Below are 19573 nucleotides of genomic sequence, written 5' to 3' on the forward strand. Positions count from 1 at the left end.
ATCTCCCCTAAATTCAGATAATAAGTGTGGCACTGCAAGACAGGTGTGGAACAAGCCAAATTTTTAGACTGCGACGCTTCTTTTTACAAATTAGCCGTTGATGGCAGCGAAAAGATACCAGATTTCTGCTCTTTTAGAACAAGAAATGTCGTTCTCCTCTATCGCTAATACCGCTAAATATCATCGAATTTCTGTAAATCGTGAATTAAAACGCTACAAATCAACAAAATAGCGAATTTCTAAAGCAAGCCTATCAAAAATTATTTGTTCATGGTTAACGAATGTTAGCTAAGAGCAAATCGAACCGCTGCTTTTGCGTGTATTTCAGTGGTATCAAACAAGGGAATGGAAAGATCCTGCTGCTCTATGAGTAGCGTAATTTCAGTACAGCCTGCAATCACACATTGGGCACCTTGAGAGCGAAGTTTATCGATGATTTCAAGGTAGTGTTGTTTTGAATCTGCGGATATTTTTCCCCGACAAAGTTCATTGTAAATTACAGTATGTACTATTTCTCGGTCCTGCTTATTTGGGGTGAGTACCTCTAGATTGTAATTAGACGAAAGCCGCTCAACATAAAAGTCACTTTCCATGGAGAAGCGGGTGCCGATAAAAGCCACTTTTTTATGGCCTGCTTCGACGATGGCCTCAGCAGTCTTGTCTGCGATGTGTAATATTGGGAGAGTGCATCGAGCTTGAATCTCCGGCACCAATTTATGCATGGTATTGGTCGCGATAACAAGAAAATCTGCGCCCGCAATGGCGAGCTTTTGAGCCTCATTTGCCAGTAAATCCGCTAAAGATGCCCAGTCGTTATTGTGTTGAAGCTCTGCAATTTCGGCAAAGTTAACACTGCTTAGCAATATTTTCGCAGAATTTAGTCCGCCGAGCGCGTTCTTTGTTTCGTCATTGAGTATCTGATAGTACAAGCTGGTGGATTCCCAGCTCATTCCGCCTAATATGCCAATCGTTTTCATAATCTACCTCGGCTAATTTAAAAATAGAGGATAGATTAGAACGGGAACGGATGTTTGTCCCGATACAGATAGAAGGAATAAAAACGAGCACTGTGTATTAGAAGCGTTTCGTTTCTTAAAACTTGATGCTGATCTGGGGTTTAGTGCGATTGGATTCTTTGGGGGCTTTCAAAGGCTCAACCAAATTCTCTAAACCGTTCACTTTAATTTCTAGCGTTAGCTGAAGCCAACGGCCTAAATTTCCGTCTGGCCAGCCTTCATGGGAAAACCACAGTAAGTAAGGCTCGGGTAGGTCTATCAGCAATCGGCCTTGATATTTACCAAACGGCATTGTTTGGCGAGCTACCTGTACTAAATCTTCTTTTTCAAACATCTTAATAGTTTCGCTGTGTCGATATGTCGAGAATCTTATCATGCTCAAAGCGGTGAATCAGAAAATCACAAATGGCTTTTAACTTGGGTGAAAGCGTTTGTGATTTTGGATAGACCAACCAAACACCGCTGTAAGGGTATTGATATTGCGATAATAATGGAACAAGGTGGCCTGAGTCGAATTCTTCTTGAACGTAATAATCGGGCAATTGAGCAATGCCGAGACCTTTTTTGACGGCATCCAGTAACGCCAGACCAGAGTTGCTACGCCATTGGCTACTGACTTTAACTTCTTTTCGTTGGCCGTTTTGTTGAAATAGCCAGTGATTTTTTGAACCAATTAGGCACTTATGTTTGTTGAGTTCAGACAAGGTATGCGGCATGCCGTATTGATCTATGTATTCTCTTGAAGCACAAAGAAACTCTTGGCGATCGCAAAGGCGTCGAGAGAGGAGGCTGGAGTCTTTCATTGAGCCCATTCTAATGGCGAGGTCGTAATTTTCTTCGATCAGATCCACAGCGCGGTTGGTCAAGTGTAGATCCAGTTCAATTTTTGGATGAGTGGTTAAAAAGTCGTTTATTACCGGTGCGATGTATCGTTCACCAAAGGTCGTTGCACAGGTCATTTTAAAGGAACCAATAGGCGCTTGATTCAGTGATGAAATGACTTCTTCTGCACTGCTGAGAGCGGCGGGTAAGCCTCGGCAATGTTGATAATACAACTCACCTGCTTCACTTAAGCGAATCCGGCGGGTTGTGCGAAACAAGAGTGTACTGCCCAGTTCGGATTCCAGTTGTGTCACTAACCGGCTGATATGAGAAGCAGAGACACTTAGTTTTATGGCCGCTGCTGAAAAGCTACCTTGACGAACGACTTCAACAAAGGCTTCCATCGCTTCCCAATTTTTCATTTTGTGGTCTCAATTGATTTTATATAAGGTGTTATATTATAACTATTTAACACTCTTTTAAATTCATTGTTGCTGTATGGCAATAATAAATTGCCAAAATGAGCATTATCGTCTGAATGATTTACGACTACACTCCTTTCACTTGATTTAGAAAGTGTCGAATTCAAACCAATTTTTGGAGTGTGCAATGAAATGTAAAGCTGCTGTTGCTTGGGGACCAGGCCAACCGTTAAAAATTGAAGAAGTGGATGTTCAGGACCCACAAGCAGGTGAAGTATTAGTTCGCATGGTGGCAACAGGTGTTTGTCATACTGACGCTTTTACACTGTCTGGCGACGATCCAGAAGGCATTTTCCCTGCGATCTTAGGCCACGAAGGCGCAGGTGTTGTTGAAGCAGTGGGTGAGGGCGTTACTACGCTAAAACCAGGTGATCACGTCATTCCTTTGTACACGGCTGAGTGTGGCGAGTGTAAATTCTGTAAATCTGGCAAAACGAACTTGTGTCAGGCGGTTCGTGAAACTCAAGGTAAAGGCTTAATGCCAGATGGCACTAGCCGCTTTAGTATTAACGGCGAGCCTATTTTCCATTACATGGGGACGTCTACATTCTCTGAGTACAGTGTGGTTCCTGAGATTTCATTGGCGAAAATTCACGTTGATGCGCCATTGGAAAAAGTGTGTCTACTGGGTTGTGGCATCACGACAGGCATCGGTGCGGTATTGAATACAGCTAAAGTCGAAGAAGGCGCAACCGTTGCCGTATTCGGTTTGGGTGGTATTGGCTTATCTGTTATCCAAGGCGCGCGCATGGCGGGTGCTTCGAAAATTATTGCCATTGATATCAATGAATCTAAATTTGAAATGGCGACTCAATTTGGCGCAACTGATTGCGTTAATCCGAAGAACTTTGATGCGCCAATTCAGCAGGTAATCGTCGACATGACGGATGGCGGCGTAGACTACTCTTTCGAATGTATCGGTAACGTACAAATCATGCGTCAGGCGCTTGAGTGCTGCCATAAAGGTTGGGGCGAATCCATCATCATCGGTGTGGCAGGTGCAGGCCAAGAAATCTCTACTCGTCCATTCCAATTGGTAACGGGTCGAGTATGGAAAGGTTCCGCGTTTGGTGGTGTTAAAGGTCGTAGTCAATTACCGGGTTACGTAGAAGACTACATGAACGGCAAAATTGAGATCGATCCATTTGTAACTCATACCATGTCGTTGGAAAACATCAACGATGCTTTTGATCTAATGCATGAAGGTAAGAGTATCCGTACTGTTATCTTATTTGATCAATAAGAGTGAGCCTATAACGTATTCACTGATGAGCATCGCCCAAATGCGGCGATGCTCATACTAAGGAGAACAATATGGAACTCATATCCAGCACAAAAAGCTTTGGCGGCTGGTTAAAGCGATACAAGCATGAGAGTTTGTCTGTAAAAGGCGACATGACTTTTGCCATTTACTTGCCACCTCAGGCAGAAAGCCAAGCGGTTCCGGTTTTGTATTGGTTGTCAGGCTTAACGTGCACCGATGAAAACTTTATTCAAAAAGCCGGTGCATTTAAAAGAGCGGCGGAATTGGGCTTGGCGATCGTGTGTCCTGATACCAGTCCTCGTGGTACAGATTACCCAGAAGAGCACGAGAGCTATGATTTTGGCTCGGGTGCGGGTTTCTATTTGAATGCAACGGTAGACCCTTATCATCATAGTTATCATATGTATGATTATGTTGTTCAGGAGTTACCTCATGTGGTTGAAGAGCATTTCCCTGTCACCCAAAAGCGTTCAATTTCTGGACATTCAATGGGTGGACACGGTGCATTAATATGCGCACTGAAAAATCCAGGACGTTATCAGTCTGTTTCCGCATTTGCTCCGATCTCTAACCCAACTCAGTGTCCTTGGGGGCATAAGGCTTTTAAAGGCTATTTGGGTGAAGATCAGGCTACTTGGGAAGAATGGGATGCTTCTTTGCTGGTTGCGAACGCGAAGGAAAAACTGCCATTGCTGGTGGATCAAGGGGAAGCAGATGATTTTCTGGTTGAGCAATTGAAACCAGAAGCATTAGAAGCGGCTTGTCTTGCCGCGGATCACCCTTTAACTTTGCGTCGCCAGCCGGGATACGACCATAGTTATTATTTTATCGCGTCGTTTATTGATGACCATTTAGAGCATCATGCGACTGCGTTGAAATAGCATAGACGCTTATATTGTTGGGGCTCTGTCTTGGTAGCACCAATAGGAAAAGTCCTAAAAAAATCGGTAAATTGATCATTTACCGATTTTTTTATTTAAAGGTTATGATTTAAATTGCTAGGAAAACTTAAAGCGGTTTACCTGAGATTGTAGCGACCCAGCCATGTTTGCAAGCAATTGACTTCCATTGTTGAGTTGACGTGCTTCTTCTAATACTTGTTCGGAAACATTACGAATGCCCAGCAAGTTTTCATTTATCTCCTCCGCAACAGAGTTTTGTTGACCCGATGCTGTGGCGATATGCTCGCTTCGGCTTGATACATCATCCACCTGAGCCGCCATGTTTTTCAATTTGTCAGCCGTATGGTTCATTCGTTCAGCGCTATCTTCTGCTTGGCGCGTACTTTCCTGCATCGAATTAGACGCCGTTCTGGATTGCTCTTGAAGTTTTTCAATAATAGATTGAATCTCAACCGTTGAGTCTTGCGTGCGACTGGCCAGTGAACGTACTTCGTCAGCAACTACAGCGAAACCGCGCCCCATTTCTCCTGCTCGTGCCGCTTCTATTGCCGCATTAAGCGCAAGCAGATTTGTTTGCTCCGAAATGTCGCCAATAACACTGAGTACGGAATCTATTTCTGAGGTTTGTTGTAATAGCTGTGCAATGACATCGTTTGCGTCCTCAATATGATGTGTTAGAGATTGTATGTTGTGGTTTGTCTCACTTAAACTGCTACTACTTTCCTTAGTAATTTCTTTAACAGAGCGTGTTGCCCCAGCCGTATCTTGAGCGTGATGAGCAACGTCTTTTATTGAGTAAGACATTTCATTCATGGCCGCGGCGAGTTTATCCAGCTCTTTAAATTGGTTGTCCATGCCATGCTGAGTGCTGGCGGTGTTTTCCTTCATCTGAAGGGAAACGGATTGCAATTCAGTAATCGCATTGGAGACGTTTTGCAATGTTACGCTGAGCGCTTCTGAAAGCGTGTTGGCGGCTTGTGCAAGGACGCCAATTTCATCCTTTCTGTCTATGGATATGCGCTTAGTCATGTTGCCATTCGCGAGGACTTGTAGATGCTGAGTAACCTGTTTTAGAGGAGATGTAATGTGCCTAACCAGTCCTGCACTGATGCATAAGACGACAACGATCATGATGCCTTCTAGTACCGAAGACCACTTAAACGCAACCCAAAAATCTGTCATTACTTCAGAGTAGAGCGCGCCGGTTCCGATAACCCATCCCCATTCATTGAGCAGTTTCACATAGGAGACTTTCGCGTGAATGGTTTCGTCGTCTGATTGAGTGTCGCGGATATGGTATTCAACGAAGCCTTCTCCCTGATTCTTAGCGACTTTGACCAGCTCTTGCCACAGATACAGCCCTTTTCTATCTTGGCTTCTGAACATGTTTTCACCGACGATTTGTGGAGCGGTAGGGTGCATGAGAACCTTATGGTTTAGATCATTTACCCAGAAATAACCTTTTTCACCAAACCTAAGTTTGGACAGTGCAACAAGAGCTTGGTTTTTTGCGTTTTCTTCTCCGATTTGATCACCCTGATCGACGTAGTGCTCTATAAGCGTGTACGCCGTTTCAACTTGTTGTTGGACTTGCATTTTTCGAGCATCGACAAGCTCACGATAGAGTTCGAAATACGCGAAAGACACAAATGCAATAAGAATAATCACAAAGCCAATAACGAGCGACCAAAGTTTGGTCGCAACAGGTAGATTTCGTAGGTTCATATCGCCTATCTCCTTATAGGAATGGGTAGCACTGTTTCAGTATTGTTGAAAAATTGAACTAAAAGTGTCAATAATTGCGAATTAGGAGATGCGGATTTGTGAGAGAAATTGAGCTGTTTTCGGACGTATTACAAGCAAAAAAGTTCCTGCTTTTTCTATTAGAACAGGAACTTTTTGTTGAGCGTATACAAATGCTGTAAATAGTGAACGTTATTTAAGTAAATTTAAATTGGCTTATTTGGGAGTGAAGTGAGCTTGCCATTTCTGCAATCAAACGGCTTCCATCGCTTAATTGTTTGGTGTCTTCGAGTACTTTTTCTGAAACATTGCGAATACCAAGAAGGTTTTCATTGATTTCTTCAGCGACACTGCCTTGTTGGCTGGCTGCGGTTGCAATGTGATCACTTCGGCTTGATACATCACTTACTTCCGTTGTCATATAGGTCAACTTGTCGGCTGCGATATTCATTATGTCTGCGCTTTCTTCCGCTTTCTGGGTGCTGTTTTGCATTGATTCAGCTGCGGACGCAGATTGGCTTTGAAGGGTTGCTATGATCTTTTGAATCTCAACGGTAGAGTGTTGAGTTCTGCTTGCAAGTGAGCGTACTTCGTCAGCAACAACCGCAAACCCTCTGCCCATTTCGCCCGCTCGTGCCGCCTCGATTGCTGCGTTCAATGCCAGAAGATTGGTTTGCTCGGATATATCTCCAATGACGCCTAAAACAGAGTCAATGTCCGTTGTTTGTTTTAGCAGTTGAATAATGACCTGATTTGCTTCTTCCACATGTTGAGTCAATACATGAATGTTGTGATTTGTTTCGCTTAAGTTTTGACTGCTTTCTTGGGTAATCACTTGCACTGATTGCGTTGCGATGGCCGTGTCTTTGGCGTGTTGTGCAACGTCTTTAATTGAATACGACATCTCGTTCATCGCGGCGGCAAGCTTATCCACCTCTTGAAATTGGTTGTTTACGCCGCGCTCTGTATTGGATGTGTTCTCTTTCATTTGTACGGTGACGGATTGCAACTCACTAATAGCATTTGCTACGTTGCTGAGCGTATGGTTCAAATGGTCTGATAACGTATTGGCTGCAAACGCCAATTTACCGATTTCATCGTTCCTATCAATAGAGACTCGTTCGATCATATTGCCATTAGCCAATACTTGAAGGTGATTCGTGAGTTGTTTTAACGGCAGGGTAATGTTTCGTACAAGGCTAGAACTCAATAGTAATGCTACCAAGAGAATAACGCCTTCAATGGAGAATGATAATTTGAACTCTGACCAAAAATCTTGAGTTACTTCAGAGTAGTAAACGCCCGCTCCGACTACCCAGCCCCAATCGTTCACCTTTTTCACGTAAGAGACTTTAGATTGAGCCTCTTCGGAGTTTGGCGGCTGAAAATAGTATTCAATGAAGCCTTCACCTTTTGAATTCGCAATATTGACCATGGCTTGCCAATGATATTGGCCGCTTGGATCTTGTATTTGCGTCATATCGTTTCCTATCGAGTTAGGGCGCAGGGGATGGGCTAATAAGGTGTGATTAAGATCGTTGATCCAAAAATAGCCTTTCTCACCGAATCGTAGAGAGGATACCGCATGAATGGCTTGTCGTTGAGCCTCTTTTTTGCCAAGCTCGTCCGTTAAGCTAACATAGTGATCAATGAGCGAATATGCGTTCTGTACTTGTTCTTTTACTTGTTGTTTTCGACCGCTTAACAGGGAGTGGTATAACTCCGTATAAGCGGCGGCTTCAAATGTGATCATAATGATCAAAAAGCCAACGAGTAAAGACCATAATTTGGTTGTAACAGAGACATCTTTTAGAGCCATAATTCCATTCTCCACTTGATATAAGTGCGGGGGACCCCGCTTTATTGTTATTAATTTGAATTATGTGCTTATCTCAATGGTGGGTGCTGATATAGATCAATATATGTACTAGATACCCTAAAATGCTCCAATGAGCGTCGTTCGAAAGTGATAGAGGAAGATCCATGAAGTTTTCGGTTTTAATTACAGGTTGTTCCTCAGGCATCGGTCTGGCAGCTGCACAGCGCTTGCAAAAACTAGGTTACCTTGTGATTGCAAGTGCTCGAACAGAGACCGACGTTGAAAAGCTCAAAGCCTTAGGGCTTGAACATGTTGTTGTGTTGGATTTGACGTGTGAAGAATCCATTGCGGAAGGCTTAAATGCAGCCTTAGCTATTACGGGTGGAGAGTTGTATGGGCTTTTCAATAATGGCGCTTATGGTCAACCAGGTGCAGTGGAAGACCTACCGACATCCGCGCTACGAGAACAGTTTGAAACCAATGTATTTGGCACGCACGATTTAACCAACCGTGTTATCAAAATCATGTTGAAACAAGGCTATGGAAGAATTGTTCAAAACAGTTCAGTACTCGGGTTGGTCGCCGCGCCATTTAGAGGCGCCTACAATGCCAGCAAATTTGCACTAGAGGGGTTAACCGATACGTTGCGAATGGAACTTGCTGATACGCCGATTCAAGTGAGCTTAATTGAACCGGGGCCTATTGAAAGCCAATTTCGAGTGAATGCGCTTAAAGCGTTGCAGAAAAATATCGATATTTCTGAAAGCCGTCATAAAAAAGGTTATGAAGATGCAATCGCCCGTCTTTCGAACCCTGGCCCTGCTTCGAAATACACTTTAAAAGCGGATGCTGTCGTCGATAAGCTCCAACATGCACTGGAAGCCAAGAAAGCAAAGCCTCAATATTTCGTGACGACGCCAACCTACTTCGCGGATGTATTCAGGCGTGTATTACCGACACGTTTATTAGACCTAATTATGCGTTCTCAAGGAAGTTGATCTAGCCAGCGACTAATACAGTCTATGTATTTATCCCGAATGGGCTTGGGGGATAGGTAGAGATCATGGTAACCACCTGCAATTTCGGTCGTTTCAATATTTTGGTAAACGCGGTTAGCAGCAGCCAACATACTCTCTATGTCTAATACACCGTCCCCTCTTGATAATTCAATTGCAGACTTTTTGCTACGCGTGGTTTTGTCAGAGTGACACATTAATACTGGCGTTGAAATTTGACCGTTGAGCGCTAGAGCTTTTTGAGAGCGAATGACCGTATTTAGCCACGAAAACGACAGAGGGGATCCTATGTCGGGCTTCCAGTCTAATCGGTAGTCCCATTCTCCATCATGGCGTTTGTGAAGTGTTTTTGAGTAAGTGTTCACTTTGTTATTATGCGTTGATATAAAAGGAAGTGAATGGGTTAAAAACTCAATGATAGGGGTTATCACCTTATTTCGTTTCGGTGAAAATGGCATGGCAAGAAACGGGCTGTTGAGTATTAATCCAGAAATTTTCGGGAGACTTATTAAACGTTTCGAGTCTGCTTGGGCCTCTATGTCGTCTTGTTTTAGCGAGTCGATCCATTGTAAAAACCGAGAGGCAACTAACCCTCCAGTAGAGTGCGCAAGAATGACACATTCTTCGTAACCGTCGTTCTTTATCGTCGTCAACGCAGCAAGAAGATCGTAATGATAAACCGATAATGACTGGCTGATATTTTCAGATTGATCGGGGCGAATAGAGCGTCCATAGCCTTGTAGATCCAAAGCGTAGAACGCCCAGTCTTTTGAATTCCATGATGTTGCGAGGCTCGATTGAAAAAAATAATCTGTGTAACCATGCAAATAAAGAACGGCGCGCCTGCGTTCACCCGTGGGTTGGGATTGGGAGCGCACCAGTGTTGATTCAAAATAGATGTTATCTAGGTTAACGAATAGCGTGCGGTAAGTGAACGGGTAACCCAAATGGTCTGTTTTTTCTTCGGAGTGTTCAACTCGAAGAGAGTGCATTGCTATTGCCGCATTGGGTTCGTAAATCACAGGCTTTCACCATTAACTCAGATAAAGGTTCAATGAGGTTGCTAGAAAATAACGGTATGCACATCCATTTCGCATGCTAAGCATTTTGAGAGTCTCCTAAAACACAATGAAAACGGCGCTCTAAATGCTTAGGCTGGTTCCTGAGAGGGTTATTTACGCTTATTCTAGCCAAACAAGCGATCGCCGAGTTGGTCTACCGTTATCTTTGCTTTTCGGACCGTTAATTCTATACATTGATCACGGCCAGGTACTAAATCAGAGCGAATAAACTGATGCGTTTTTTGGTCTTCACCTTCGCCTTTTGAAATTGTCGCAGCGACCCTGAATTGTCCCCCTTCGCTTATTGGGGCAGGTGTAATAACAAAGCCGTTATAATCGATGCTTTCTTCGACAGTCTGGGATGGACTCTCTGAACCTGAAAATAGATTTTTAAGTCCTGATAGAAAACTCATTGTGATATTACCTTTTACAAACGTTTAAAGAGGCGCTTTAAGGAAAGTAAATAAAGCTTCTTAGAGAATTATTAGACGATAGCATAAAAGGGAAATAAATGGCGATATGAGCGCGTGTTACGGGTGGGCGACTTAGTTTCTAATCTAAGTATTTGCTATATCCCCTTTTGGAAGAACTTATACAGACTACTAAAGTCGGTATGGTTCGAGTGTGTGTGTTCAGAATTTTGAGTTGTAGGGCGAATGAAATGCTCGTAGTGAATGAGGTTTAGATGATTAAACAAAATGGCATTGGCATCAATCGCAGTAAAATTGTCCTTGTACCAACGACACCACGCTTGAAGTTCAGATAACCAAGCGGGAATAAGCGAAGTCGGTAAGCTTTCAACTAATTGATCAGCAGCAAACAGGCAGTCTCTATTTGCTTGCAATTTTGCTGCTTTGTCTTCTCCGACGAGCACTCCAAAAAGCGAATCTAAACATTGGCTTAGCCTTTGACGCCGCTCTTGAATGACAGTCTGTTGTACATTAAGTGAATTAATCATCGTCAATCTTCCGCTTGCTTCTTATATGTAGTTATCGCCTAAGAATCAAAAGGGTTAAGTAAAGTCTTATTAAAATACCGATCATAATGATACCGAATTAAAATATAAGTTACATAAACCTTTATTAAACTTTCAAAAGTTTACATGTATATATTTATTTATGACGCTTTAAAAACGACAATTTGTATTTAAAACATAAACTTGTTAATAATTTGCAGTGAAAAGCATAAAATATGAGGGTATTTTCGATAAAAGTATAAGGTATTGATGATTGATATAGTTGTATAGGTTGATGAATTATATTCAACTTTAAAGTAAAAATGCTCATGTTTGAGCTGCTGTAAAGAAAGTGTAGCCACCTGTGTTTGCTATTCGATTCTGGCCACATTATTAGATTGCGTCCTTGATAACTAAGAAATAAACCGAAAAATGACAATAGCAGATTCAACAGCGTTTGAACGAGCGGTTAAGGCTGATTTTCGTTTATCGGTTGGTATTTTACTCACCTTAATTTGACGACCATTGTTCTAATAAAATTTGAATGAACAAATCCGCAGAAGGCGATACTGGTGTTGCATTGCGCTTCACTAGGCCAATCGAACGGTCGATTTGTACACCGGTTAATGGGCGAGATGTCAGCATACTGTGCGTACCAATTGGCATCGCCAATTTAGGCACTATCGAAAGACCAAGCCCCGTTTCGACTAAACCAAGCGATGTGGAAAGATGTTGAACTTCGTAGAAGCTATTAAGGTTAACCTGATCTCGAACAATCGATTTATCGAGTAGCAGGCGGTTACCGCTTGAACGGCCTACGCTAATCAGACGATAAGGTTCTAAATCTTTCCAAGACACTTCTTTTAATTCTGCTAATGCGTGATCTTTTCGCATGCAGACCACAAACGGGTCGTCCAGCAGAGGTGTAAAACTCACTTCAGAATGCTGTGCAATGGCCATGTTTATACCAAAGTCGGCATCGCCTTGAATCACAGATTCCAATCCTTGATTTGCACTCTCGTCTAGAATTTTAATTCGAATACCGGGGTATTTTTCATTAAAGGCTTTAATAACCGAAGGTAAAAAGTAGAAAGCAGCGGTAGGAATGCATGCAATTGTGATGCTGCCTTTTTGCTGAGAAGCCATATCCTTGATGCCCAGTATTGACAGCTCAAATTCTTCTAGCATCCGCCTTGCTTTTGGTAAAAATTCTCGGCCGACAGCAGTCAGTTTTGTTTTGCGAGTTGTGCGCTCAAACAGTTGAGTACCAAGGACTTCTTCCAATCTTTGTATGCGTCTGCTGAGGGCTGGTTGAGACAAAAAAGTCGCTTCTGCGGCTTCTCTGAAATTGCCAGTTTCTGCCACTTTTATAAAGATCGTTAGGTCTCTAAATTCGATTTGATGCATTTCATTTGCCTGTTTATTAATGCGTTTTTCACATTGATTATCCATAATTTTTGCATTTGATGCATTTAAATTCGCGTGTAATTCTTAGCGGCATAAGAATTACTAGTGGAAATTTTGAACATGTCTGAACTTATGATTCCCTGCGTTTTGATGAGAGGTGGTACTTCTCGGGGTCCTTATCTGCGATTGACAGATATGCCTGAAGACCGAGATGAACTTGCCGCTTTGTTACTGCGCATAATGGGTTCTGGTCATGAATTGCAACTCGATGGGTTAGGAGGAGGAAATAGCCTAACGAGTAAAGTGGCAATGGTCGGTCCATCACGTACACCCGATGCGGATGTGGAATATTTATTTGCTCAGGTTGGCATCGAAACACAAACCGTCGATTTTGCACCTAACTGTGGCAACATGCTCGCAGGCGTCGCTCCGTTCGCAATCGAATCTGGTCTAGTGTATGCGGATGATGAGAAAACACTCGTAAAGATAAAAAATGTAAATACCAGCAAAATCATTCATTCCACCGTGCGTACACCCAATAAAAAAGTACAGTACGAGGGAGAAGTGTACATCAGTGGAGCAAGCTTTCCAGGCTCACCCATCGAGCTGACATTTCTTGATGTTGCGGGGGCAAAAACGGGAAAGCTGTTTCCGACAGGAAAACGGATAGATGTGATTGATGGTATTGAATTGACTTGTATCGACGCTGCCACGCCCGTTGTTATTTTTTCCGCCGACAGTTTTGGAAAAACGGGCCACGAATCGCCATCGGAGTTGGATAAGGATGAAGCCTTTATGGCGAGGTTAGAAACAATACGCCGTCAAGCCGGTAAGTTAATGGGCATGGGCGATGTTTCTAATTTAGTGATTCCTAAGCCTATTTTGGTTTCGAAACCAGAACGCAGTGGTACGATTTGCGCTCGATATTTTGTTCCTCATAAATGCCATAAAGCGTTGGCGGTTACGGGCAGTATTGCGATAGTGAACGCACTTTGCAATCAAGGAACCATTGCTCAAAGGCTCGTTAACTGCGATGTTGGTCAAACGTCTTTTCAGATAGAGCACCCTTCTGGTTTTATTGATCTAACCGCTCAATGGCAAGAAAGCGATGTAAAGTCCGTATCACTCGTTCGAACAGCGAAAAAGATTTTCTCAGGTCTGGTTCATATTAACTAGGCTAACAAGCACTATAAAAATAAAAGGTAATAATATGAAAAAGCTAACTCACTGGGCGGTAAGCGCGCTTACTGCATTTTCGGTAACTGCTGCTACAAATGTAATGGCAGAAGACAGTCCAGTTCCTGATACAGTCAACTTTACTGTTCCATTTGGTGTGGGTGGCGGTACGGATGTATGGGCTCGGTTTATGGCTCCGAATTTAACGTCACATATCGACGGTGAGCCAACTATCGTCATCAAAAACCAACCCGGTGGCGGTTCTTTAACGGGAACAAACTTGTTCTATAAGCGAGCTAAAGACGACGGTTCAAGCATCATAGGTACGTCTGCTTCAACGCTTTTCCCTTACATGCTAGGGGATAAGCGTGTACGTTTTAAGTTGGATGATTGGACTCCGATTCTAGCAAGCCCAACAGGTGGTGTTGTTTATGTGCAGCCAAATTTGGGTGTTGCAAGCAGCAAAGACGTTGGTAAGTTGCTTGATCAAGAGCTTAAGCTTGCGTCTCAAGGCCCTACGCGTTTAGAGCTTCCGATTCTTATTGCTTTAGATTTACTGGGTGCTGATGTTAAGCCAGTGTTCGGTATGAAGAGCCGAGGTGCTGGCCGTCTTGCTTTCGAGCGTGGAGAAGCGACAATCGATTTTCAAACGTCATCGGCTTACATTCGTAATGTAAAAGGGCTGGTAGAAGCGAATAAAGCGGTTCCTGTGTTCTCAGTGGGTGTGATGAACAAAGAAGGGAATATCGTTCGTGATCCAGCGTTCCCAGGCATCCCAACGTTTGAAGAGGCGTATTTTACTGTCCATGGTAAACAGCCTAGCGGCATGCAGTATGATGTGTACCGTAAATTCTTAGCGGCTGGTTTTGCCTTCCAAAAAGTGATCTTCGTACCTTCAGATGCACCAAGCGATGTATTGGCTGCTTACAACAAAGGGGTGCGCGAAATGATCAAAGACCCTAAGTTCAAAGCAGAAGCTGCAGTTCAAATCGGGCCTTACCAAAATGCTGTGGGCTTAGATATCGCTACTTATTTGAGCGATGCGGTAACTATCTCTCCTGAAATGTACACATGGATTTCTGACTGGTTAAAAGCGGAATTTAACTACAAGCTTTAATTCTAATAAGACGCATTTGGATCATGATTAAAACGAGTAAGGCGCGCTACTTATCGCCTTACTCGCATGGTTCCAGCGTGTCGATCTTGAACGAAAAATAGTGAAAAACTAGTTGGTTTTTGGAGATAGTATGTCTGTTTTCTTCAGTGCCTTTGATCAGGTGATGTCCGTAATGCATCTGTCTTATCTGATGCTCGGCGTTGTAATTGGTCTTGTGGTTGGGATTATTCCTGGTTTGGGCGGTATTGCAGGGATGTCTTTACTACTGCCATTTATTTACGGAATGGATCCATCAGTTGGTTTAGGGATGCTGATGGGGTTAGTGGCGGTAGTGCCAACGGGAGATACCTTTACCTCTGTCCTAATGGGAATCCCCGGATCCAGCTCGTCGCAAGCGACAGTGATGGATGGATTTCCTCTGGCTAAAAAAGGGCAGGCAGCCCGCGCACTTTCTGCCGCTTTCCTTTCGTCTATGATGGGCGGTGTGGTCGGTGCCATTGTGCTAAGCGTTTTTATCTTAGTGGCTCGACCTGTTGTTTTGTCATTCTCCTCCGCAGAGCTCTTTATGTTGACTCTGCTGGGTTTAAGTGTGGTGGCTTCATTATCAGGCGGCAGTATCTTTAAAGGCTTAGCAGCGTGCGGTATGGGTCTTCTTGTAGGAACCATAGGCGGTGCGCCAGCGACCGGCGACTTCCGTTTTACCTTTGATATTGATTACCTTTACGACGGTATTCCTTTAATCGTTGTCGGTCTTGGTATCTTCGCGCTTCCTGAAATTGTGTCTTTGTTAATTCGGAATAAAGCGATCGCCTCGGAAGGGAATGAACTGGGACAAGGACTGGGTCAAGGTATTAAAGATGTCTTTAAAAATTTGCCGTTAGTGGGGCGTTCGTCATTCTTTGGTAGTTTGGTCGGTGCGATTCCGGGCTTAGGTGGTTCAGTCGTCGACTGGATGACGTACAGCTTTGCAATGAGTATGAGTAAAGACAAGAGCCAATTTGGTAAAGGTGAGATAAAAGGGGTTATCGCCCCAGAATCCGCGAACAATGCGTGTTCTTGTGGCAGTATGGTGCCGACAATTTTATTTGGCGTTCCTGGCTCAGGGTCGGCTGCGGTATTCCTAGGTGGGATGCTTTTGCTGGGAATTCAGCCCGGTGTTTCGATGGTAACGACGCACCTTGACCTTACTTATACGATTATTTGGTCGCTGGCGCTTGCAAATATCATTGGTGCGCTACTGTGTATTTTCTTAACGCGTCCTATCTCACTGCTCACTTACATTAAGTTTTCTGTTTTAGCACCCATCATCTTAACGCTGATTTTATTTGCTGCATACCAAGCAACTCGTAGCTTAGGTGACTTTGTTGCTTTGGGTGGCATTGCATTATTAGGTGTGATGATGAAAAGCGCGAACTGGCCACGTCCTGCGTTTTTAATCGGGTTTGTTTTGTCGGCTGGAGCAGAAAACTACTTTTTCCAAAGTATTCAATTCTACGGAGACAGTTGGTTTAGTCGCCCTGGTGTACAGATCATTGGATTATTGATTGCGTGCGGTTTGTTGTTACCGCCACTATTTAAATACCTGAAAAAGAAAAAAGGTGGCAATACGCAAGAACAAGCCCCTGCTGTTGCTCACTACAACGCGGATATTTGGATTGCAATGGTGTTCTTATTAACAGGGGTGGTATTTGCGTATCAAATTTGGGAAGAGCAAATGCTGACTCAAGCGTTCCCTATGATGGCTATTGGTTTAGTGGTCTTTTCTGCTGCGTTTGTTATTTATGAATATATGAAAAATCGACGTATGGTTGCCGCGACAGAGGTGCGCCAAGGGTTAGTTTACGTTGCTGGCTTCTTCATAATGTCCTACCTCTATTTTGAGATCGGCTTCTTAGTGACTACATTTGTGTTCACTTTGTTATTTATCTACTTCTTCGCCAAAGGAGGAGTCGTTAAATCACTTTCCATATCTGTTGGGTTACTTACGTTCCTAATTGTTATGGGGCGTGTAATGAGCGTGGATTACCCTGAAGGGGTATTGGATCCCTACGTTCTATCTGTGATAAACCTGATTTAACACAGAGTTTCCTTCGTACTTTTTAACCGGTGATGGGCGTGAGCCTTCACCGGTTTTTTTTAATCTGATTGCGGGTAAGAGTTGAACGTAAGACTAAAGAACCTAAAACCGCTCCTACATGGAATATAAGATGCATCACAATACTCTGTATTTGAGCAATAAGTGGGTAGGGAGTTTGTTAGAGAGTCCGCTTTTCGAGCCTCCAACCATCATCGTTGATATAAAGGCTGCTTACTAAAGAAGGGGGAGCCTATTTCATCAAGAGAAATGGCCTTGGAAGAAAGCGAGCGAAAATCTAAAGCAAAAAAAAGCGCCCCGTAGGGCGCCTTAAGGGTGATTTCGAATCCTATGTTCAATAGGAACGAATTCGTTAACTCTATTGAACGATTTCTGGACCCATTATCGCGTATGGAAGCGCGGTAGACAGTGACGGAATGTAGGTAACAAGTATCAAGAATACAAACATCACCGCTACGAAAGGCATTGCGGCTTTAACAACACGAGCCAAGCTCATGCCTGTAATGCCGGAGGTAACAAACAGGTTCAAACCAATCGGCGGTGTGATCATGCCGATTTCCATGTTTACGACCATGATAATACCTAGGTGGATTGGGTCGACACCAAGCTCCATCGCTATAGGGAAAACAACAGGCGCAACAATCACCAACAAGCCAGATGGTTCCATAAACTGGCCACCGATTAATAGCAAAATATTAACGGCGATTAGGAAAGTAAACCAATTGAAACCAACACCCAGCATCCATTCAGTAATGGCTTGTGGAATACGTTCAGCTGAAAGGGTATGAGCAAACAACAGTGCGTTAGCGATGATAAACATCAGCATTAATGTTGTTTTGGTACCGTCTAGCATGACTTTACGAGACTCTTCACCAAATAATGATGGGAAGAAACCACGTGCCATAAGCGATAAGTTACGAGACCAGATTGGCAATCCCGCTGCGATACATGCGCCGATACCTTCTTCAAGGTTTTGGCTGCGTTTGTATGTGTAGAACACAGCGATCATCAATGACAAGATCAAGCCAATGATTGCACGGTCGCCGCCGGTGATAGATTCGCTACCAGACAATGCGAAGAACGACATGATCTCCCAAACAAGGAAGAAGGACACACCGTAAACTGTACCGTTAAAGCCAACACGCGCTTTTGGACTGTCATTTTCGTTTGTCCAAGTTTGGCCTTTTAGAGGCCCCATATCACGATAGACAAAGAGAGCGATAAAGATGGAGTAAACTGCGGCAACAACGGCAGCCTCTGTCGGAGTGAAAACACCACCGTAAATACCACCCATGATGATAACGATTAGGAACAATCCCCAACCCGCTTCTTTACCACCACGAACTAGGTTACCGAACCCTTTCCATTCTTCTGCAGGTAGATTTTTAACGCGGGCTACAACGTAAATAGCAAGCATCAACATACCACCCGCCATTAAGCCGGGGATAACACCTGCTAGGAACATACGACCTACTGAAACGTCGGTAGCAGCAGCGTACACAACCATAACGATAGAAGGTGGAATAAGTATGCCTAATGTACCTGCGTTAGCAATGATGCCGGAAGCGAACTCTTTGGAATAACCAACTTGACGCATACCCGCGATGGCAATGGTACCGATCGCAACAACCGTTGCCGGTGATGAGCCTGACAACGCAGCAAACATCATACATGCAAGTACTGACGCCATTGCTAAACCGCCTCGGAAGTGACCAACACTTGCAATAGCAAAGTTAATCAATCTTTTCGCGACACCACCTGTCGACATATAAGACGAAGCAAGGATGAAAAACGGAATGGCAAGCAACGTATAGTGCTGGCCTGCGCCGAACAATGAAATAGCCACAGACGACAAAGAGTCGTGTGAGAAAAATGTAATAAATAGTATGGACGATAAGCCCAAAGAGATACCAACTGGAAGCCCTATAAAGAGCATCGTTAGTACCATAGAAAATAAGATAATGGATTCCACGTGTTGCTCCTAATTAGTCTTTCAATACGCCTTTGTTTTCTTCCAGAAGGTCTTGACCTTCATGACCGCTGATCAGCATTGGACGTTTGTCACGTGCAATATCAATCATTGCTTGAAGAGAACGATAAGAAAGAAGAGCCAAACTGATAGGCAATACAACAAGTACTAACCAGCGATGTACGCGAGGTTTCATATCAAATGCTTCGACTAAGAAAGTCGGGTAACGTAATTCTTCTTGTCCAAGGCCAATTCGGTACATCTTGAACCAGTATTCAAGAGCGCCACCACGAACTTCTACACCTAGCATAGCGAGCCAAGTGGAATCTAAAAGAATAAGGCCGTAAAGCATTGCTGCACCTGCGCCGAAAATAGAAAGCGCTTTGCGTGTCGGTTTTGGCACGGCATTTAGAAGAATATCGACGCCTAAATGTATGCCTGTTTTAATGCCATAGCTCATGCCGAGCAGAATCAGCCATGAGAACATGACGGTATTAAACTCAAGGGCTGCATCCCACCCTGTATTGAATCCATAACGTGCAATCACTTGCCCAAATGACACCACCATAATGGATGAGATGACCAAAATAAGAATGTTTTCTTCAAGGCGTTCCATAAATTTAGGGAAGCGCTTTTCTAGCGCCCAAAGCGCTATGATAAATATAAGTAGATAAAGATGAGGCCAGTATGCCATGAGAGTTCTCTCCGCTCTTTTCTGCTAAACCTTGC

Annotated in this window: 18 protein-coding genes; 7 read left to right on the forward strand and 11 right to left on the reverse strand. The window is 43.6% G+C overall.

Features of this window, described 5'->3' with window-relative positions; translation table 11 throughout:
* Positions 1-100 precede the first annotated feature (100 nt).
* Positions 101-232 (forward strand): helix-turn-helix domain-containing protein, encoded by a 132-nt coding sequence (locus tag DFP79_RS08530; protein ID WP_133503534.1) that lies wholly within the window; start codon positions 101-103, stop codon positions 230-232.
* A 52-nt stretch (positions 233-284) separates the two neighbouring features.
* Here the strand turns inward: DFP79_RS08530 and DFP79_RS08535 are convergent, their stop codons facing one another.
* The 3 genes from DFP79_RS08535 to DFP79_RS08545 all read right to left on the reverse strand — a co-directional run bounded on the left by DFP79_RS08535 (position 285) and on the right by DFP79_RS08545 (position 2260).
* The gene (locus tag DFP79_RS08535; protein WP_133503536.1) at positions 285-977 is read right to left on the reverse strand and encodes an aspartate/glutamate racemase family protein; all 693 of its coding nucleotides are present in this window, start codon (positions 975-977) and stop codon (positions 285-287) included.
* Between the two features lie 115 nt (positions 978-1092).
* A complete protein-coding gene (locus tag DFP79_RS08540; RefSeq protein WP_133503537.1) occupies positions 1093-1350 on the reverse strand; it encodes a DUF3820 family protein in 258 nt (85 codons plus the stop codon).
* A 1-nt stretch (position 1351) separates the two neighbouring features.
* Entirely contained in the window at positions 1352-2260 is a 909-nt protein-coding gene (locus DFP79_RS08545) for a LysR family transcriptional regulator (RefSeq protein ID WP_133503539.1), read from the reverse strand.
* A gap of 187 nt (positions 2261-2447) precedes the next feature.
* Between DFP79_RS08545 and DFP79_RS08550 the strand changes: the two genes are divergently transcribed.
* A complete protein-coding gene (locus DFP79_RS08550) occupies positions 2448-3563 on the forward strand; it encodes an S-(hydroxymethyl)glutathione dehydrogenase/class III alcohol dehydrogenase (protein WP_133503540.1) in 1116 nt (371 codons plus the stop codon).
* A 71-nt stretch (positions 3564-3634) separates the two neighbouring features.
* Complete coding sequence (gene fghA, locus DFP79_RS08555) at positions 3635-4465, forward strand: S-formylglutathione hydrolase (RefSeq protein ID WP_133503542.1); 831 nt, start codon at positions 3635-3637, stop codon at positions 4463-4465.
* 117 nt (positions 4466-4582) lie between these two features.
* On the opposite strand, the gene DFP79_RS08560 is transcribed toward fghA, so the two are convergent.
* Entirely contained in the window at positions 4583-6211 is a 1629-nt protein-coding gene (locus DFP79_RS08560) for a methyl-accepting chemotaxis protein (RefSeq protein ID WP_133503543.1), read from the reverse strand.
* A 214-nt stretch (positions 6212-6425) separates the two neighbouring features.
* Positions 6426-8048 carry a methyl-accepting chemotaxis protein gene (locus DFP79_RS08565; protein ID WP_133503545.1) on the reverse strand — a complete coding sequence of 541 codons (1623 nt, stop codon included), beginning with the start codon at positions 8046-8048 and terminating at the stop codon, positions 6426-6428.
* A 164-nt stretch (positions 8049-8212) separates the two neighbouring features.
* Here DFP79_RS08565 and DFP79_RS08570 point away from each other — a divergent pair, with 164 nt between their 5' ends.
* Complete coding sequence (locus tag DFP79_RS08570) at positions 8213-9046, forward strand: SDR family NAD(P)-dependent oxidoreductase (RefSeq protein ID WP_133503546.1); 834 nt, start codon at positions 8213-8215, stop codon at positions 9044-9046.
* Here the strand turns inward: DFP79_RS08570 and DFP79_RS08575 are convergent.
* The 4 genes from DFP79_RS08575 to DFP79_RS08590 form a co-directional block, all read right to left on the reverse strand.
* On the reverse strand, positions 9034-10086 hold the full coding sequence (locus tag DFP79_RS08575; protein WP_133503548.1) for an alpha/beta hydrolase: 1053 nt from the start codon (positions 10084-10086) through the stop codon (positions 9034-9036). The genes DFP79_RS08570 and DFP79_RS08575 overlap by 13 nt on opposite strands.
* A gap of 164 nt (positions 10087-10250) precedes the next feature.
* The gene (locus tag DFP79_RS08580) at positions 10251-10538 is read right to left on the reverse strand and encodes an HlyU family transcriptional regulator (RefSeq protein WP_133503549.1); all 288 of its coding nucleotides are present in this window, start codon (positions 10536-10538) and stop codon (positions 10251-10253) included.
* A 155-nt stretch (positions 10539-10693) separates the two neighbouring features.
* Positions 10694-11083: a hypothetical protein gene (locus DFP79_RS08585; protein WP_133503550.1), complete on the reverse strand. Its 390-nt coding sequence runs from the start codon at positions 11081-11083 to the stop codon at positions 10694-10696.
* Between the two features lie 507 nt (positions 11084-11590).
* Positions 11591-12532 (reverse strand): LysR family transcriptional regulator, encoded by a 942-nt coding sequence (locus DFP79_RS08590; RefSeq protein WP_243730237.1) that lies wholly within the window; start codon positions 12530-12532, stop codon positions 11591-11593.
* Between the two features lie 75 nt (positions 12533-12607).
* Here DFP79_RS08590 and DFP79_RS08595 point away from each other — a divergent pair, with 75 nt between their 5' ends.
* The 3 genes from DFP79_RS08595 (at position 12608) to DFP79_RS08605 (ending at position 16857) form a co-directional block, all read left to right on the forward strand.
* Complete coding sequence (locus DFP79_RS08595) at positions 12608-13663, forward strand: 4-oxalomesaconate tautomerase (protein ID WP_133503551.1); 1056 nt, start codon at positions 12608-12610, stop codon at positions 13661-13663.
* A 34-nt stretch (positions 13664-13697) separates the two neighbouring features.
* Positions 13698-14780: a type 2 periplasmic-binding domain-containing protein gene (locus DFP79_RS08600; RefSeq protein WP_133503552.1), complete on the forward strand. Its 1083-nt coding sequence runs from the start codon at positions 13698-13700 to the stop codon at positions 14778-14780.
* A gap of 130 nt (positions 14781-14910) precedes the next feature.
* Positions 14911-16857, forward strand: a complete 1947-nt coding sequence (locus tag DFP79_RS08605) for a tripartite tricarboxylate transporter permease (RefSeq protein ID WP_133503553.1) — start codon at positions 14911-14913, stop codon at positions 16855-16857.
* A 376-nt stretch (positions 16858-17233) separates the two neighbouring features.
* Here the strand turns inward: DFP79_RS08605 and DFP79_RS08610 are convergent, their stop codons facing one another.
* Together DFP79_RS08610 and DFP79_RS08615 are read right to left on the reverse strand one after the other, a co-directional pair.
* Entirely contained in the window at positions 17234-18847 is a 1614-nt protein-coding gene (locus DFP79_RS08610) for a TRAP transporter large permease (protein ID WP_133503554.1), read from the reverse strand.
* A gap of 13 nt (positions 18848-18860) precedes the next feature.
* On the reverse strand, positions 18861-19538 hold the full coding sequence (locus tag DFP79_RS08615; RefSeq protein ID WP_133503555.1) for a TRAP transporter small permease: 678 nt from the start codon (positions 19536-19538) through the stop codon (positions 18861-18863).
* Positions 19539-19573 lie beyond the last annotated feature (35 nt).

Origin of the sequence: Marinomonas balearica, assembly GCF_004362145.1 — a bacterium.
In the GTDB taxonomy this organism is placed as follows: Bacteria; Pseudomonadota; Gammaproteobacteria; order Pseudomonadales; family Marinomonadaceae; genus Marinomonas; species Marinomonas balearica.

Bases quoted from the DNA above. Each gene is read 5' to 3' on its own strand.
- DFP79_RS08530 (WP_133503534.1), top strand. From the start codon at position 101: ATGGCAGCGAAAAGATACCAGATTTCTGCTCTTTTAGAACAAGAAATG.
- DFP79_RS08535 (WP_133503536.1), bottom strand. From the start codon at position 977: ATGAAAACGATTGGCATATTAGGCGGAATGAGCTGGGAATCCACCAGC.
- DFP79_RS08540 (WP_133503537.1), bottom strand. From the start codon at position 1,350: ATGTTTGAAAAAGAAGATTTAGTACAGGTAGCTCGCCAAACAATGCCG.
- DFP79_RS08545 (WP_133503539.1), bottom strand. From the start codon at position 2,260: ATGAAAAATTGGGAAGCGATGGAAGCCTTTGTTGAAGTCGTTCGTCAA.
- DFP79_RS08550 (WP_133503540.1), top strand. From the start codon at position 2,448: ATGAAATGTAAAGCTGCTGTTGCTTGGGGACCAGGCCAACCGTTAAAA.
- fghA (WP_133503542.1), top strand. From the start codon at position 3,635: ATGGAACTCATATCCAGCACAAAAAGCTTTGGCGGCTGGTTAAAGCGA.
- DFP79_RS08560 (WP_133503543.1), bottom strand. From the start codon at position 6,211: ATGAACCTACGAAATCTACCTGTTGCGACCAAACTTTGGTCGCTCGTT.
- DFP79_RS08565 (WP_133503545.1), bottom strand. From the start codon at position 8,048: ATGGCTCTAAAAGATGTCTCTGTTACAACCAAATTATGGTCTTTACTC.
- DFP79_RS08570 (WP_133503546.1), top strand. From the start codon at position 8,213: ATGAAGTTTTCGGTTTTAATTACAGGTTGTTCCTCAGGCATCGGTCTG.
- DFP79_RS08580 (WP_133503549.1), bottom strand. From the start codon at position 10,538: ATGAGTTTTCTATCAGGACTTAAAAATCTATTTTCAGGTTCAGAGAGT.
- DFP79_RS08585 (WP_133503550.1), bottom strand. From the start codon at position 11,083: ATGATTAATTCACTTAATGTACAACAGACTGTCATTCAAGAGCGGCGT.
- DFP79_RS08590 (WP_243730237.1), bottom strand. From the start codon at position 12,532: ATGGATAATCAATGTGAAAAACGCATTAATAAACAGGCAAATGAAATG.
- DFP79_RS08595 (WP_133503551.1), top strand. From the start codon at position 12,608: ATGTCTGAACTTATGATTCCCTGCGTTTTGATGAGAGGTGGTACTTCT.
- DFP79_RS08600 (WP_133503552.1), top strand. From the start codon at position 13,698: ATGAAAAAGCTAACTCACTGGGCGGTAAGCGCGCTTACTGCATTTTCG.
- DFP79_RS08605 (WP_133503553.1), top strand. From the start codon at position 14,911: ATGTCTGTTTTCTTCAGTGCCTTTGATCAGGTGATGTCCGTAATGCAT.
- DFP79_RS08615 (WP_133503555.1), bottom strand. From the start codon at position 19,538: ATGGCATACTGGCCTCATCTTTATCTACTTATATTTATCATAGCGCTT.